Below are 14,557 nucleotides of genomic sequence, written 5' to 3'. Positions count from 1 at the left end.
TGGTCGCCGCCGATCTTAACGAACACGTGATCGGCTGCGGAGTATGGGGTGATCACGCCGCGCTGACCTCGGGGGTCACCGTGACCCGGCCGAGCAGGTCCTCGAAGACCGCGCGGTCGAAATCGCCAGCCGTGGGCGCCGTCACGGTCGCCGTGGACAGGGCGACGGCCCGGCTCAGCCGGGCCGGCCAGGGCAGGCCCTCGACGAGGCCCGACAGGAGGCCGGCGACGGCCGAGTCGCCCGCACCGCTCGGGTTGCCGCGGGCGCGGGCCGGCGGGGCCGCCCGCCAGTGGCCGTCCGGGGTGTGGGCGAGCAGTCCGTCCGGGCCGAGGGAGGCGACCACCGCGTGGGCGCCGCGGCGACGGGCGTCCCGGGTCGCGCGCAACGGCTCGTGGGAGCCGGTGAGTTCGGCGAGCTCGTCGGCGTTCGGCTTGACTATGTCGGGCCGGGCGGCGACCCCGCGGCGCAGCGGCTCGCCGCCGGTGTCCAGCAGCACCGGGACCGCCAGCGCGCGTGCGGTGCGGACGAGTTGGGCGTACGCGCCGACGGGCACTCCGGGCGGCAGGCTGCCGCACAGGGCCACCGCGGAGGCGGAGCACAGCAGTTGCTCGTACGCCGCCTGGAAGGCCGACCACTCGGCGGGGGTGATCGCCGGGCCGGGTTCGTTGAGCTGGGTCGTGTCGCCGGTGGCGGCGTCGGCCACGGCTATCGTGCGGCGGGTCGAGCCGGTCACCGGCAGGAGCGCGTCCACCACACCCGCCGTCCGCGAGAGCAGTTCGCGCACCGTGTGGCCCGTGGCGCCGCCGGCGAAGCCCGTGACCGTCACCTCGTGGCCGAGGGCGGCGAGCACCCGCGCCACGTTCAGGCCCTTGCCGCCGGGCCGTTCGGTCACTTCGGTCACCCGGTGCGAGGAGTGCGGTCGCAGGGAGGGCACGCGATAGGTGATGTCGAGAGCGGTGTTCAGCGTGACCGTGAGGATCACCTGGGACGACCTCCCCCGAAGAAATTCATGGAATGGACGCCGACTGAGCGCCTGCCGGTTGTTCCGGCGGTTCGATCATGCCAAAGACAACGGCGGTCGGCCCAGACCCCCGGGCCAACCACCGTGCGGCAACCATGTCGTGAATCATCCCAGTTGGGGATCGACCACCCATTCACCCCTGCGCATGACGCCCTTGAGAGCGAAGTCCGAGTCGAGGACGACCAGGTCGGCGTCCTTGCCAGGCTCCAGCGAGCCCACCTTGTCGTACATGCCGAGCAGGCGGGCGGGGTTGGCGGACAGGGCCGCCACGACGCCCTCGACGGGCAGCCTGTCGACCGTGACGGCGCGCTGGAAGGCGCGGTCGAGGGTGAGGGTCGAGCCCGCGATCGAGCCGCCCTCCACGAGACGGGCGACGCCGTCGGCGACCTCGACCTCCAGCGGGCCGAGCATGTAGCGGCCGTCTCCGAAGCCCGCCGCGTCCATCGCGTCGGTGATGAACGCCACCCGGTCGGCGCCCGCGTGATGGAACGCCAGCTCCAGCGAGGCGGGGTGCAGGTGCACGCCGTCGTTGATGAGCTCGACCGTGATCCGCTCGTCCTCCAGGAGCGCCGCGATCGGGCCCGGCGACCGGTGACCGAGCGCGGGCATCGCGTTGAACAGGTGCGTCGCCACGGTCGCGCCCGCGTCGATGGCGTCCCGCGTCTGCTCGTACGTCGCGTCCGTGTGCCCGATCGCCGCGATCACCCCGTGCTCGGCCAGCAGGCGTACGGAGTCGATGCCGCCCGGGAGTTCGGTGGCGAGGGTGACCATCTTCGCCCGGCCGCGCGCCGCGTCGATCAGCTTGCGGACCTCCGCGGGGTCCGGGTCGCGCAGCAGCTCCTCGGAGTGCGCGCCCTTGCGGCACGGGGAGATGAACGGGCCCTCGAAGTGGATGCCGGCGATGTCGCCCTGCTCCGCCAGTTCGGAGAGCATCCCGGCGCGCTGGGCGAGGCCGTGCATGTCACCGGTGACGGTCGAGGCGACGACCGTCGTGGTGCCGTGCAGGCGGTGCGTGTGCACGCCCCGGAGGACCTCCTCGACCGTCCCCGAGGTGAAGGACGCGCCGCCGCCGCCGTGGTTGTGGATGTCGACGAAGCCGGGGACCAGCCAGTGGCCGGACAGGTCCAGGTGCTCGTGCTGCGGGGGAGCGCTCCCGGCGATCCGCGCGCCGTCCACGATCACGCGGCCGCCGTCCACGATCCCGGTGGGCAGTACCACCCGGGCGCCGGCGAGAACCTTGCTAGGGGCCATCAGGTGGTTACCTCCGAGCGGTCGATGGTGTCGGTCGTGCCGGCGGCGAGGAGATCCCAGGCCAGCAGGCCCGCGCCCAGGCAGCCGGCGGTGTCGCCGAGGGCCGCCGGGACGATGGACGGCAGTTTCTGGAAGGTGACGCGCCGTTCGACGGCGGCACGCAGCGGTGTGAACAAGGTTTCCCCCGCCTCCGCGAGCCCGCCACCGATGATCAGTGTGCGCGGGTCCAGCAGGGTGAGCGCGGTGACGAGGCCGTCGGCGAGCGCGTCTACCGCCTCCTGCCACACGGCGACCGCCCTGGCGTCGCCCGCCTCCACGGCCTTCGCGCAGCCGGCCGCGTCCGCCGACGGGTCGTCCGACGCCTCGGCCCAGGCCTGGCTGACGGCCGCCGCGGAGGCGAACCGTTCCAGGCAGCCGCGCTGCCCGCAGGGACACGGGGTCCCTCCGGGGCGTACGACGATGTGGCCGATCTCGCCCGCGAAGCCGTGCGCGCCCTCCTCGACGCCGCCGTCGATGCCGATGGCCCCGGCGATGCCGGTGCCCAGCGGGACGAAGAGGAATCGGTCGGCGCCCTGGCCCGCGCCGATGCGTCCCTCCGCGAGGCCGCCGGTGCGTACGTCGTGTCCGAGGGCGACGGGCACGCCGCCGAGGCGGTCGCCGAGCAGACGGCGCAGCGGCACGTCGCGCCAGCCGAGGTTCGCGGAGTAGGCGGCGATGCCGTTGCGGGCGTCGACGATGCCGGGGACGGCGACTCCGGCGGCCACCGCGGGATCGCCGAACTGCTCCTCGCCGTGGGCGCGCAGTTCGGCGGCGAAGCCGAGGATCGACTCGACGACCGCCTCCGGACCGCGTTCCCGGCCGGTCGCGCGGCGGGCCTGGTGGAGCAGCTCGCCGTCGGCGCCGACGAGGGCGGCCTTCATCCCGGTGCCGCCCACATCGAGGGCGATGACGTGTCTCACGGGGGACAGTGTCGCCCCTTACCCCAGGAGAGGTCTAGTCCACTCACGTGGTGTAGACCTTGTATCCGCATTCCGAGACGGATGCAACGGACGCAGAAGCAAAGCGAGGGCCGGCGACGGCCCCGGGGTCGGGGAGAGCAACGCAGTGCAGCGGCGTAGGACAGGACTGATCGCGGTGGCGTCCGCCCTGGGCATGACGGCGACCCTCGCGGGCTGCGGCGGCCCGGGCGGCTCCTCGGACGTCACGCTCAGACTGGTGGCCGCCGACTACGGCGACTCCAAGGCCAACAGTTCCCAGAAGTACTGGGACAAGCTGGTCGACGCGTACGAGGCCGGCCACCCGGGGGTCCAGGTGGAGGTCAGCATCTACCCCTGGACCGACGTGGACCGCAAGGTCAAGGAGATGGTCGCGGCGGGCCACGCGCCCGACATGGCACAGATCGGCGCGTACGCCGACTACGCCGCCAAGGGGCAGCTGTACAAGGTCGACGACGTGCTCTCCATACCCGTCCAGGCCAACTTCGAGTCGCAGCTCACCGACGCGGGCGAGATGGACCGGACCCAGTACGGCATGCCCTTCGCGGCCTCCACGCGCCTGCTCTTCTACAACAAGACGCTGTTCTCGCAGGCCGGCCTCACGCCCCCGGAGACCTGGGACGAGCTCGCGGCCGACGCGAGGGCGCTCAAGGCCAAGGGCGTGAAGTTCCCGTACGCGCTGCCCCTCGGCCCCGAGGAGGCGCAGGCCGAGACGATGCAGTGGCTGCTGAGCGGCGGCGACGGCTACACCGACGACGTCGGCACGTACTCCATCGACTCCCCCCAGAACGTCTCCACGTTCGACTGGCTCAAGGACGAACTGGTCGGCAAGGACCTGACCGGACCCGTCGCACCTGCCAAGCTGAACCGCGCGGACGCGTTCGCGGCCTTCACCCGCGGTGAGGTCGGCATGCTCAGCGGGCACCCCACGCTGATGAAGACGGCCGCCGCGAAGGGCGTGAAGTTCGGCATGGTGCCGATGCCCGGCGTCGACGGCAGGGCCAAGGCCACCATGGGCGTCGCCGACTGGATGATGGCCTTCAAGAAGAACGGCCACGGCGAGCAGGTCGGCGACTTCCTCGACTACGTCTACGACGACAAGAACGTGCTCGCCTTCTCCCACGAGTACGACCTGCTGCCGGTGACCTCGTCCGCGTCCGACGCCATGGCCGCGGACAAGGACGACGCGGATCTCGCCCCCTTCCTGGAGGAGCTCCCCACCGCCGTGCTCTACCCGGTCGGCAAGACCTCCTGGGCCGGTGTCAGCGCCGATGTGAAGAAGCAGATCGCCAAGGCCGTGAGCCCCGGGGGCAGCCCGGCCGGAATCCTCGGCTCGCTCCAGATCGCCGCGACCACGGCCGACAGCGCGGCACAGAGCCAGGGCTAGGCACAATCCCCCGGCGGTGTCGGCGCCGGGGGCTACGGTGCTGTGCATGGACGGCATGGATGAGCTCAGCGCCCGCGAGCGGGGAATTCTCGCCATGGAGCGGCGCGGTTTCTCCGGTCCCGGCGCGAAGGAGCGGGCGGTGCGGGAGCAGCTGGGCCTGGCCCCGGTCCGTTACTACCAGCTGCTCAACGCCCTCCTGGACGACCCCCGCGCCCTGGCCCACGACCCGGTCACGGTGAACCGGCTCCGCCGGGTGCGCGATTCCCGCCGCTCGGAGCGCTGAACCCGCGGGCCCGGCCCGGACAGGACCCCGGTGGTCGTGGCCCCGGTCCGCGGGCGGACGTGGGGAGGGGCGCGACGGCCGGGCCCGGGGGCGGACGTGGGGGGGCGCGACGGCCGGGCCCGGGGCGGACGTGTCGCGATCAGCCATGGGTGAGCCCGCCCGTCCGTGGATAGGGTCGTCCCATGGGCAGCCCTACGGAATCCCCGGACTCCTTGCCGACGCCCGCGACCCCCGCGGGACGCGACGGCCTCGACGCCATCCTCGCCCGGCCCGACCGGGCCGTGATCGCCCTCGACTTCGACGGGACACTCGCCCCGATCGTCCCCGACCCGGACCAGGCCCGCGCCCACCCGGACGCGGTCCCCGCGCTCGCGGCGCTCGCCCCCAAGGTCGCCTCCGTCGCCGTGATCACGGGCCGCCCGGCCGGGGTCGCGGTCCGCAAGGGCGGCTTCGCGGACGTGCCGGGCCTGGAGCACCTGGTGGTCCTCGGCCACTACGGCGCGGAGCGCTGGGACGCGGTGAGCGGCACGGTCACCGCCCCCGCACCGCACCCCGGCGTCGCCGCCGTCCGGGCCGAGCTGCCCGGGGTGCTCGACAGGGTCGGCGCCTGGCAGGGCACCTGGATCGAGGAGAAGGGCCGCGCCGTCGCCGTGCACACCCGCCGCGCGAGCGATCCGCAGGCCGCGTTCGAGGCCCTGCGCGAGCCGCTGACCGACCTGGCGACCCGGCACGGCCTGATCGTCGAACCGGGCCGCATGGTCCTGGAGTTGCGCCCGCCGGGCATGGACAAGGGTGTCGCGCTCCTGGAGTACGCCCGTGAGATCGGCGCCGAGTCCGTCCTGTACGCGGGTGACGACCTGGGCGACCTCCCGGCGTTCGCCGCGGTCGACAAGCTCCGCTCCGACGGCGTCCCCGGCCTTCTCGTGTGCAGCGGCAGTTCAGAGGTCGCCGAACTGGCCGACCGGTCCGACACGGTGGTGGACGGCCCGGGCGGCGTCGTACGTCTGCTGGCGGCGCTGGCGGCTCAGCTCGGCTGAGTGCCGCCGAGTGCCTCCAGCGCGTGCAGCTGCTCCAGGAACCACCGGGAGGGCGGCAGCGCGGTCGCCGCGGCGGCCAGCCGCTTGGTGCGCTCCGCCCGCTCGTGGGCCGGCATGGTCAGCGCCTCGTGCAGCGCCCGCGCGGTGCCGGTCACGTCGAAAGGATTGATCTCGATCGCGTCCTCGCGCAGCTCCTCGAAGGCGCCGGCCTCCCGGGACAGCACCAGCGCGCAGCCCTCGTCGGAGACGACGGGGACCTCCTTGGCGACGAGGTTCATGCCGTCGCGGATCGGGTTGACGAGGGCCACGTCGGCGAGCCGGTAGGCGGCCAGCGACCGGGCGAAGTCGTCCTTGACGTGCAGCACGACCGGGGTCCATCCCGGCTTCCCGTACCGGGAGTTGATCTCCTCGGCGAGCCGCTGCACCTCGGCGGTGTAGTCGCGGTAGACGGCCAGGTCCTGGCGCGAGGGGTACGCGAAGGCGACGTGCACCACGCGCTCGTGCCACTCGGGGTGGTCGTCGAGCAGCTGCCGGTACGCCAGCAGTCCGCGCACGATGTTCTTCGACAGTTCGGTCCGGTCGACCCGCACGATGGTCCTGCGACCCTCGCCGATCTGCTCGCGCAGCGCGGCCATCCGCTCGTCGACGTCCGGTTCGTGCGCGCGCCGGCGCAGGAAGTCCGCGTCCGCGCCGAGGCCGTGCACACCGATCTCGGTGGACCGCAGCGGGGCGCGGCCGGTCGGGGTGTGATCGACGGCCCTGCGCGGGTCGCCGCTCGGCCAGCTGGGGAAGATCCGCTCGCCGTCGGTCTGTCCGGCGCAGATCATGAAGGCGTGGGCCCAGCGCCAGGTGAGGAAGCCGAGCCGGTCGGCGCCGAGCATGCCCCACACCAGCTGCGCGCGGATGTCGTCCGGCAGCATCCGGAAGTACTCCGGCGGGGCCCAGGGCGTGTGCGAGAAGTGGCCGATGCGCAGGTCCGGGCGCAGCTCGCGCAGCATGCCGGGCACCAGGCACAGGTGGTAGTCCTGCACGATCACCACGGCACCCTCGGCCGCGTCGTCGGCCAGGGCCTCGGCGAACGCGCGGTTGTACGTCTCGTAGGCGGCCCACCGGCGCCGGAACTCCGCGTCGAAGACCGGCTCCAGGGGCGTCTGGTAGAGCATGTGGTGCACGAACCAGAGGACCGAGTTCGCGATGCCGTTGTAGGCGTCGGCGTGCACCTCGGCGTCGATGTCGAGCATGCGCACGCCCTCCTCGGCGACCCCGCGGCGCACCGCCTCGCGGTCGCCGTCGCCGAGCGCCGAGCACACCCACAGGGCGCCCGCGTCCGGACCGATCGCGGAGAGGCCGGAGACCAGCCCGCCGCCTCCCCGCCGGGCGTGCAGCGAACCGTCCTCGCGCACCTCGTACGAGACCGGGCCGCGGTTGGACGCGACGAGAATGCGGTGGGCAGCGCCCTGCGCAGAAGCCGTGGAAGCCATACGCCTCAACCTAGCCCGGCCCGGAAACGCTCAAACGTACGGACGACGGTACGAACAGGCCGTATACGACCGGCGGAGTCGGTCACTCCGTGTTTTCGCAGACCGGGGCTATGCCACTTTGCGTGACTGGTATTCGGCGATGTCCGCCATCGGTGGCCGCTCCTCGGTGTCGACGGAGTAGGTGCGCGGCTCGAAGCCGTCCTCGCCCCGCTCGAACTGGGTGAGGGCCGGGCGGACGAGGTGCCCGCGGGCCAGCCGGAGCTGTGCGGTGCGGTAGATGGCGGCGGCCATCCGGCCGAGCGCCTGGCCGTCCTGGTGGCGGTGCTTGCGGACGCCGACGTCGACCTGGGCCAGGGCGTCCAGGCCCACCAGGTGCAGCGCGTCGACGAGCATGCCCAGTTCGACGCCGTACCCGACGGGGAACGGCAGCTGTTCGAGCAGGGAGCGGCGGGCCGCGTACTCGCCGCCCAGCGGCTGGACGAAGCCCGCGAGCTGCGGCCAGTGCATGTTGAGCAGGGGGCGGGCCATGAGCTCGGTGACACGGCCGCCCTGGCCGGCCGCCGTCGCGCCGGACGCGGAACCGTCGGACACGGTCAGCGGCCGGTCGTACATGGCCTTGACGAGGTCCACACCCGGTTCGGTGAGCAGCGGGCCGACGATTCCGGTGACGAAGTCCGAGGAGAACTCCTTCAGATCGGCGTCGATGAAGCAGATGATGTCCCCGCTCGTCACGAGCAGCGACCGCCACAGCACCTCGCCCTTGCCGGGCACGGCCGGGATGCGCGGCAGGATGTCGTCGCGGTGCACGACCCGCGCGCCCGCGGCGGCGGCGACCTCGGAGGTGCGGTCCGTGGAGCCCGAGTCGACGACGACGATCTCGTCGACGAGGGGGACCTGTTCCATCAGGTCGTGGCGGATGATCGCGACGATGTCGCCGACCGTCTCCTCCTCGTCGAGGGCGGGCAGGACCACGCTGACCGTCGAACCGGTGGCGCGTTTCGCGGCCATGAGCTTGTGGAGCGGGCGATCGGACACGGACCAGGAGCGTGTGCCCAGCCAGCGCTCAACTTCTTCCAGCACAGTCTGCGGCTCCTCACTGTTTGATCACATGCTCTCATCGGCATGCCCGCCGTGGCAGCGGCTGATCGGCTAGGGCCGTCTCGCGGTTCGGACGACTGGTTCAACTGTCCTGGCCGTCGGTTACAGTCTTGAACAACGCGCATGACCATCGCATGTCCTGGATCGTCGGCGCGTAAGCAGTTCAACAGTCAAACAATCAAATACCGCTCATCCAGAGGGGCAGAGGGATACGGCCCGATGAAGCCCCGGCAACCCTCCAGCCGGTCTCGTACCGATCGACGTCTCGATCGCACCGCGAGGCTCCCGGCTTGGGAAGGTGCCAAATCCGTCTCACGGCGAGATGCGTCGTGAGGAAGATGAGGAGAAAGGGCCTCGCCTCCATGGCTGCGCAGACAGTTGCAACCACCACGAACTCCGTCGACCTCGGTCCCGCCGCCGCCCTCTCGTGCCGGGAGTGCGGCCACCGCGTGCCCCTCGGCCCGGTCTTCGCCTGCGAGGAGTGTTTCGGCCCGCTGGAGATCGCGTACGACTACTCGGCCTACGACACCGAAGAACTCCGCAAGCGCATCGAAGCGGGCCCCGCGAACATCTGGCGCTACGCCCCCCTGCTGCCCGTCCCCGCGGACGTCGCCGAGAAGCCGAACATCAACCCCGGCTGGACCAAGCTCGTCAAGGCCGACAACCTCGCCCGCGAACTGGGCGTGACCGGCGGCCTCTACGTGAAGGACGACTCCGGCAACCCGACGCACTCCTTCAAGGACCGCGTCGTCGCGCAGGCCCTGGAGGCCGCCCGCGCCTTCGGCTTCACCACCCTGTCCTGCTCCTCCACCGGCAACCTCGCCGGCGCCGTCGGCGCCGCCGCGGCCCGTGCCGGCTTCCGCTCCTGCGTGTTCATCCCGCACGACCTGGAGCAGGGCAAGGTCGTCATGGCCGCGGTCTACGGCGGCGAACTCGTCGGCATCCAGGGCAACTACGACGACGTGAACCGCTTCTGCTCCGAGCTGATCGGCGACCCGGCCGGCGAGGGTTGGGGCTTCGTCAACGTCAACCTGCGCCCGTACTACGCGGAGGGCTCCAAGACCCTCGCGTACGAGATCTGCGAGCAGCTCGGCTGGAAGCTCCCGGACCAGCTGGTCGTCCCGATCGCCTCCGGCTCCCAGCTCACGAAGATCGACAAGGGTCTCCAGGAGCTGATCAAGCTCGGCCTCGTCGAGGACAAGCCGTACAAGATCTTCGGCGCCCAGGCCGAGGGCTGCTCGCCGGTCTCCGTCGCCTACAAGGCCGGGCAGGACGTCGTCCGCCCGCAGAAGCCGGACACCATCGCCAAGTCGCTGGCCATCGGCAACCCGGCCGACGGCCCGTACGTGCTCGACATCGCGCGGCGCACCGGTGGTGCGGTGGAGGACGTGAACGACGAGCAGATCGTCGACGCGATCAAGCTGCTGGCGCGCACCGAGGGCATCTTCGCGGAGACGGCCGGTGGTGTGACCGTCGGCGTCACCCGCAAGCTGATCGAGAACGGTCTGCTCGACCCGGCCCTGACCACGGTCGTGCTGAACACCGGCGACGGCCTCAAGACCCTGGACGCGGTGGCCTCGGACACCGGCCTGACCGCGACCATCCGCCCGAACCTGGACTCCTTCCGAGAGGCTGGCCTCGCATCATGAGCGTCAACGTCCGCATCCCCACCATCCTGCGCACCTACACCGGCGGCCTGGCCGAGGTGAGCGCCGAGGGCGCGACCCTCGCCGAGGTCATCGCCGACCTGGAGAAGAACCACACGGGCATCTCCGCGCGCGTCCTGGACGACCAGGGCAAGCTGCGCCGCTTCGTCAACGTCTATGTCAACGACGACGACGTGCGGTTCGAGCAGGGTCTCGAGACGGCGACGCCGGACGGTGCGGGCGTCTCGATCATCCCGGCCGTCGCCGGAGGCTGACACCCGAGCGGTGACGTGCCGGCCGCCGGGCGCGAGGCCCGCGGACGGCCGTCACCGGGAGTGAGATCGTTACCGAGGGTAATGCCCATCACCGAGAGTTCATCGAATTGCCCCCTCCGTGAGAGAAACGGAGGGGGCAATTCTGCATGGTTGAGCACGGTACAGTTGGGGAACCCGCTTGGCATTTCATGCCGGACGCATATGAGTACCTGTGCGGCACCCGACAAGAAGTAGCCAAAGTGCCCCGCCTTTTTGAGCCGTTTATGGCATTTACGGGGCCCGACTTGCCCTGAATCTTCGCACATTCTCCGCATATTCCCGATCGGCCATGCCCAGAATTCTCGTCCGATTGACCTGTTGCAGACGGCAGTTGGGCAGATACATTCAGCCGCGGTCGACGCGTTCCGGCGCACACCCCCAACCGTTGGGGGGTGAGGTCTGACCCGGATCCGCGAAGTGTGGATCTGTGCAAGGGCCAGTAATAGGGGAGTTAGGCATGGCTCAGGGCACCGTCAAGTGGTTCAACGCGGAGAAGGGGTACGGCTTCATCGCGGTCGACGGTGGTGCGGATGTATTCGTCCACTACAGCGCGATTCAGATGGACGGCTACCGCACCCTTGAAGAGGGCCAGCGGGTCGAGTTCGAGATCTCGCAGGGTCAGAAGGGGCCGCAGGCGGACATGGTCCGTTTGGCTGCCGGCTGAAGCACGCGCCGACTGATTGTTCGACGTGACGAAGGGCTCGTATCCCCATGGGGTACGAGCCCTTCGGTCTGTCCGCGGTCCGGGGCCGTCGCGTGGTCCGCTCCCGTGCGCCCCTGTGTTCACCTGGGGATCCGCTGGAGCCGCTTGCACTCGACAGGGGCGAGTGCTAATCATTGGCGTTAGCACTCTGAAGGTGAGAGTGACAATGAAGGACCGGGTCGGTGAGGCCCGCAGGCCGGGTGGGGCAAGGAACCACGAGGCAGGCAGGCCGTCCGTCGCGGGCGCCAGCGCGGTCCTGTGAGCTTTCCACCCCAGTCCGGGAGGACCACTTCACATGGCCAAGATCATCGCGTTCGACGAGGAGGCACGGCGCGGCCTTGAGCGCGGTATGAACCAGCTCGCCGACGCCGTCAAGGTGACCCTCGGCCCCAAGGGCCGCAACGTCGTCCTTGAGAAGAAGTGGGGCGCCCCCACGATCACCAACGATGGTGTGTCCATCGCCAAGGAGATCGAGCTGGAGGACCCGTACGAGAAGATCGGCGCCGAGCTGGTCAAGGAAGTCGCGAAGAAGACCGACGACGTCGCCGGTGACGGTACGACGACCGCGACCGTCCTCGCCCAGGCCCTGGTCCGCGAGGGCCTGCGCAATGTCGCCGCCGGCGCCAACCCGATGGCCCTCAAGCGCGGCATCGAGAAGGCCGTCGAGGCCGTCTCCGGCGCGCTGCTGGAGCAGGCGAAGGATGTCGAGACCAAGGAGCAGATCGCTTCCACGGCCTCCATCTCCGCCGCCGACACCCAGATCGGCGAGCTCATCGCCGAGGCGATGGACAAGGTCGGCAAGGAAGGCGTCATCACCGTCGAGGAGTCCCAGACCTTCGGTCTGGAGCTGGAGCTCACCGAGGGTATGCGCTTCGACAAGGGCTACATCTCGGCGTACTTCGCCACCGACATGGAGCGTATGGAGGCCGTCCTCGACGACCCGTACATCCTGATCGCCAACTCGAAGATCAGCAACGTCAAGGACCTGCTCCCGCTCCTCGAGAAGGTCATGCAGGGCGGCAAGCCGCTGCTGATCATCGCCGAGGACGTCGAGGGCGAGGCTCTGTCGACCCTGGTCGTCAACAAGATCCGTGGCACCTTCAAGTCCGTCGCCGTCAAGGCTCCGGGCTTCGGTGACCGCCGCAAGGCCATGCTCGGCGACATCGCCATCCTCACGGGCGGCGAGGTCATCTCCGAGGAGGTCGGCCTCAAGCTGGAGAACGCGGGTCTGGACCTGCTGGGCCGCGCCCGCAAGGTCGTCATCACCAAGGACGAGACCACGATCGTCGACGGCGCCGGCTCTGCCGACCAGGTCGCCGGCCGGGTCAACCAGATCCGTGCCGAGATCGAGAACTCCGACTCGGACTACGACCGCGAGAAGCTCCAGGAGCGTCTGGCGAAGCTGGCCGGCGGCGTGGCCGTCATCAAGGCCGGTGCCGCCACCGAGGTCGAGCTCAAGGAGCGCAAGCACCGCATCGAGGACGCCGTTCGCAACGCGAAGGCGGCCGTCGAGGAGGGCATCGTCGCCGGTGGTGGCGTGGCCCTGCTCCAGGCCTCCCAGGTGTTCGAGAAGCTGGAGCTCGACGGTGACGAGGCGACCGGCGCCAACGCCGTGAAGCTCGCGCTGGAGGCCCCGCTCAAGCAGATCGCCGTCAACGGCGGCCTCGAGGGCGGCGTCGTCGTCGAGAAGGTGCGCAACCTGGCCGTCGGCCACGGTCTGAACGCCGCGACCGGCGAGTACGTCGACATGATCGCCGAGGGCATCATCGACCCGGCGAAGGTGACGCGCTCTGCCCTGCAGAACGCCGCCTCCATCGCCGCGCTGTTCCTCACCACCGAGGCCGTCATCGCCGACAAGCCGGAGAAGGCCGCCGCGGCCGCTCCGGGCGGCATGCCGGGCGGTGACATGGACTTCTGATCGACCCCGGTCGATCACCGTCCTTCGTACCGAGGGCGGCACCCTTTCCAGGGTGCCGCCCTCGGGCGTTTTCGGGTGCGCGGTCCGGCTGTGTCCCCGGTGGGGCGTGGTCGGGATCACAGGTGTCGTGCGGGTGCGGCGGAATGCGGGGCCGGGGTTCACGGGTTGATCCGGAGGGGTGGTTGATGCATGTGCACATACCACCCGGAATGTCCCGCTCGGCGTCAGAGTGACGCCTCTCCGACCCCACCCGAGGAGACCGCTCCGTGAGCGACACCGCCGCCTCCCGCGCCGCAGAGATCCTGTCCCGGCCCGTTTCCCTGAACGGGCTGACCGTCCCCAACCGGATCGTGATGGCCCCGATGACCCGCATGTTCTCCCCCGGTGGAGTCCCGGGCGAGGACGTCATCGGCTACTACGCCCGCCGCGCCGCCGCGGGTGTCGGCCTCATCGTCACCGAGGGCACCTACGTGGGCCACGACTCGGCCGGGCAGAGCGACCGGGTGCCGCGCTTCCACGGCGCGGAGCAGCTGGAGGGCTGGACGAAGGTCGCCGACGCCGTGCACGCGGCGGGTGGCACGATCGTGCCCCAGCTGTGGCACATCGGCATGGTCCGCAACGCGGGCGAGCCGCCGTTCGCCGACGCCCCCGCGGTCGGCCCCTCCGGACTCACCTCGGCCGGCGCGGACGTCACCGGCAAGGCCATGACCCAGCAGGACCTCGACGACGTCGTCGAGGCGTTCGCCGAGTCCGCCGCCGCCGCGGAGCGCATCGGCTTCGACGGTGTCGAACTGCACGGCGCCCATGGCTACCTCATCGACCAGTTCCTGTGGGAGGGCACCAACCGCCGCACGGACGCGTACGGCGGCGACCCGGTGGCGCGCGCCAAGTTCGCGGCCGAGATCGTGGCCGCAGTCCGCGCGGCCGTCTCGCCGGACTTCCCGGTCATCTTCCGCTACTCGCAGTGGAAGCAGCAGGCGTACGACGCGCGTCTCGCCGAGACGCCGGAGGAGCTGGACGCGATCCTCACGCCGCTCGCCGCGGCCGGCGTGGACGCCTTCCACGCCTCCACCCGCCGTTACTGGCTCCCGGAGTTCGACGGCTCCGACCTGAACCTGGCCGGCTGGACGAAGAAGCTCACCGGCAAGCCCACCATCACCGTCGGCTCGGTGGGCCTGGACGGCGACTTCATCAAGGCGTTCCAGGGCGAGGGCGCCCCGGTGGCCGGCCTCGACAACCTGCTGGACCGCCTGGAGCGCGACGAGTTCGACCTCGTCGCCGTCGGCCGTGCGCTGCTCCAGGACCCGGAGTGGGCGGCGAAGGTCCTCGACGGACGGTTCGGGGAGCTGGCGCCGTACGACGCGTCGGCGCTGCGCTCGCTGAGCTGACCCTGCGCCGCCAGGGGCGGCACCCGTCGCGTGAG

13 protein-coding genes and 1 riboswitch are annotated in these 14,557 nt (G+C 70.9%); of the genes, 8 read left to right on the top strand and 5 right to left on the bottom strand.

Going from position 1 to position 14,557, the window contains the following annotated elements:
* Positions 1–52 precede the first annotated feature (52 nt).
* The 3 genes from BKI49_RS16935 to BKI49_RS16925 form a co-directional block, all read right to left on the bottom strand.
* Complete coding sequence (locus tag BKI49_RS16935; protein WP_095935121.1) at positions 53–982, bottom strand: 1-phosphofructokinase family hexose kinase; 930 nt, start codon at positions 980–982, stop codon at positions 53–55.
* A gap of 144 nt (positions 983–1,126) precedes the next feature.
* Positions 1,127–2,272 carry an N-acetylglucosamine-6-phosphate deacetylase gene (gene nagA, locus BKI49_RS16930; protein WP_095935120.1) on the bottom strand — a complete coding sequence of 382 codons (1,146 nt, stop codon included), beginning with the start codon at positions 2,270–2,272 and terminating at the stop codon, positions 1,127–1,129.
* Complete coding sequence (locus tag BKI49_RS16925; RefSeq protein WP_095935119.1) at positions 2,272–3,231, bottom strand: ROK family protein; 960 nt, start codon at positions 3,229–3,231, stop codon at positions 2,272–2,274. The genes nagA and BKI49_RS16925 overlap by 1 nt, the downstream gene beginning before the upstream one ends.
* A gap of 145 nt (positions 3,232–3,376) precedes the next feature.
* Between BKI49_RS16925 and BKI49_RS16920 the strand changes: the two genes are divergently transcribed.
* The 3 genes from BKI49_RS16920 (at position 3,377) to otsB (ending at position 5,974) form a co-directional block, all read left to right on the top strand.
* A complete protein-coding gene (locus BKI49_RS16920) occupies positions 3,377–4,654 on the top strand; it encodes an ABC transporter substrate-binding protein (RefSeq protein ID WP_441350889.1) in 1,278 nt (425 codons plus the stop codon).
* 55 nt (positions 4,655–4,709) lie between these two features.
* Positions 4,710–4,937, top strand: coding sequence for a DUF3263 domain-containing protein (locus tag BKI49_RS16915; RefSeq protein WP_095935276.1), 228 nt, complete (start codon positions 4,710–4,712; stop codon positions 4,935–4,937).
* A 182-nt stretch (positions 4,938–5,119) separates the two neighbouring features.
* Complete coding sequence (gene otsB / locus BKI49_RS16910; protein WP_095935118.1) at positions 5,120–5,974, top strand: trehalose-phosphatase; 855 nt, start codon at positions 5,120–5,122, stop codon at positions 5,972–5,974.
* Here otsB and BKI49_RS16905 read toward each other — a convergent pair.
* Both BKI49_RS16905 and BKI49_RS16900 read right to left on the bottom strand, forming a co-directional pair.
* A complete protein-coding gene (locus BKI49_RS16905) occupies positions 5,962–7,455 on the bottom strand; it encodes an alpha,alpha-trehalose-phosphate synthase (UDP-forming) (RefSeq protein WP_095935117.1) in 1,494 nt (497 codons plus the stop codon). The two genes, otsB and BKI49_RS16905, sit on opposite strands and share 13 nt — an antisense overlap.
* Positions 7,456–7,563: 108 nt before the next feature.
* Positions 7,564–8,535 (bottom strand): glucosyl-3-phosphoglycerate synthase, encoded by a 972-nt coding sequence (locus BKI49_RS16900; RefSeq protein ID WP_095935116.1) that lies wholly within the window; start codon positions 8,533–8,535, stop codon positions 7,564–7,566.
* Positions 8,536–8,739: 204 nt separating this feature from the next.
* Positions 8,740–8,898: riboswitch (SAM riboswitch) on the top strand.
* 17 nt (positions 8,899–8,915) lie between these two features.
* Here BKI49_RS16900 and thrC point away from each other — a divergent pair.
* From thrC to BKI49_RS16875, 5 genes are all read left to right on the top strand, one after another.
* A complete protein-coding gene (gene thrC / locus BKI49_RS16895; RefSeq protein WP_095935115.1) occupies positions 8,916–10,202 on the top strand; it encodes a threonine synthase in 1,287 nt (428 codons plus the stop codon).
* On the top strand, positions 10,199–10,474 hold the full coding sequence (locus BKI49_RS16890; RefSeq protein WP_095935114.1) for a MoaD/ThiS family protein: 276 nt from the start codon (positions 10,199–10,201) through the stop codon (positions 10,472–10,474). Before thrC ends, BKI49_RS16890 begins: the two co-directional genes overlap by 4 nt.
* 496 nt (positions 10,475–10,970) lie before the next feature.
* Positions 10,971–11,177, top strand: coding sequence for a cold-shock protein (locus BKI49_RS16885; protein WP_005486335.1), 207 nt, complete (start codon positions 10,971–10,973; stop codon positions 11,175–11,177).
* A gap of 334 nt (positions 11,178–11,511) precedes the next feature.
* Positions 11,512–13,134: a chaperonin GroEL gene (gene groL, locus BKI49_RS16880; RefSeq protein WP_028802875.1), complete on the top strand. Its 1,623-nt coding sequence runs from the start codon at positions 11,512–11,514 to the stop codon at positions 13,132–13,134.
* Between the two features lie 266 nt (positions 13,135–13,400).
* The gene (locus tag BKI49_RS16875; protein WP_095935113.1) at positions 13,401–14,522 is read left to right on the top strand and encodes an NADH:flavin oxidoreductase; all 1,122 of its coding nucleotides are present in this window, start codon (positions 13,401–13,403) and stop codon (positions 14,520–14,522) included.
* Positions 14,523–14,557 lie beyond the last annotated feature (35 nt).

Origin of the sequence: Streptomyces sp. Tue6028, from assembly GCF_002300165.1 — a bacterium.
Classification (GTDB): domain Bacteria; phylum Actinomycetota; class Actinomycetes; order Streptomycetales; family Streptomycetaceae; genus Streptomyces; species Streptomyces siamensis.
This window is presented reverse-complemented; position numbering and strand designations above follow the sequence as displayed.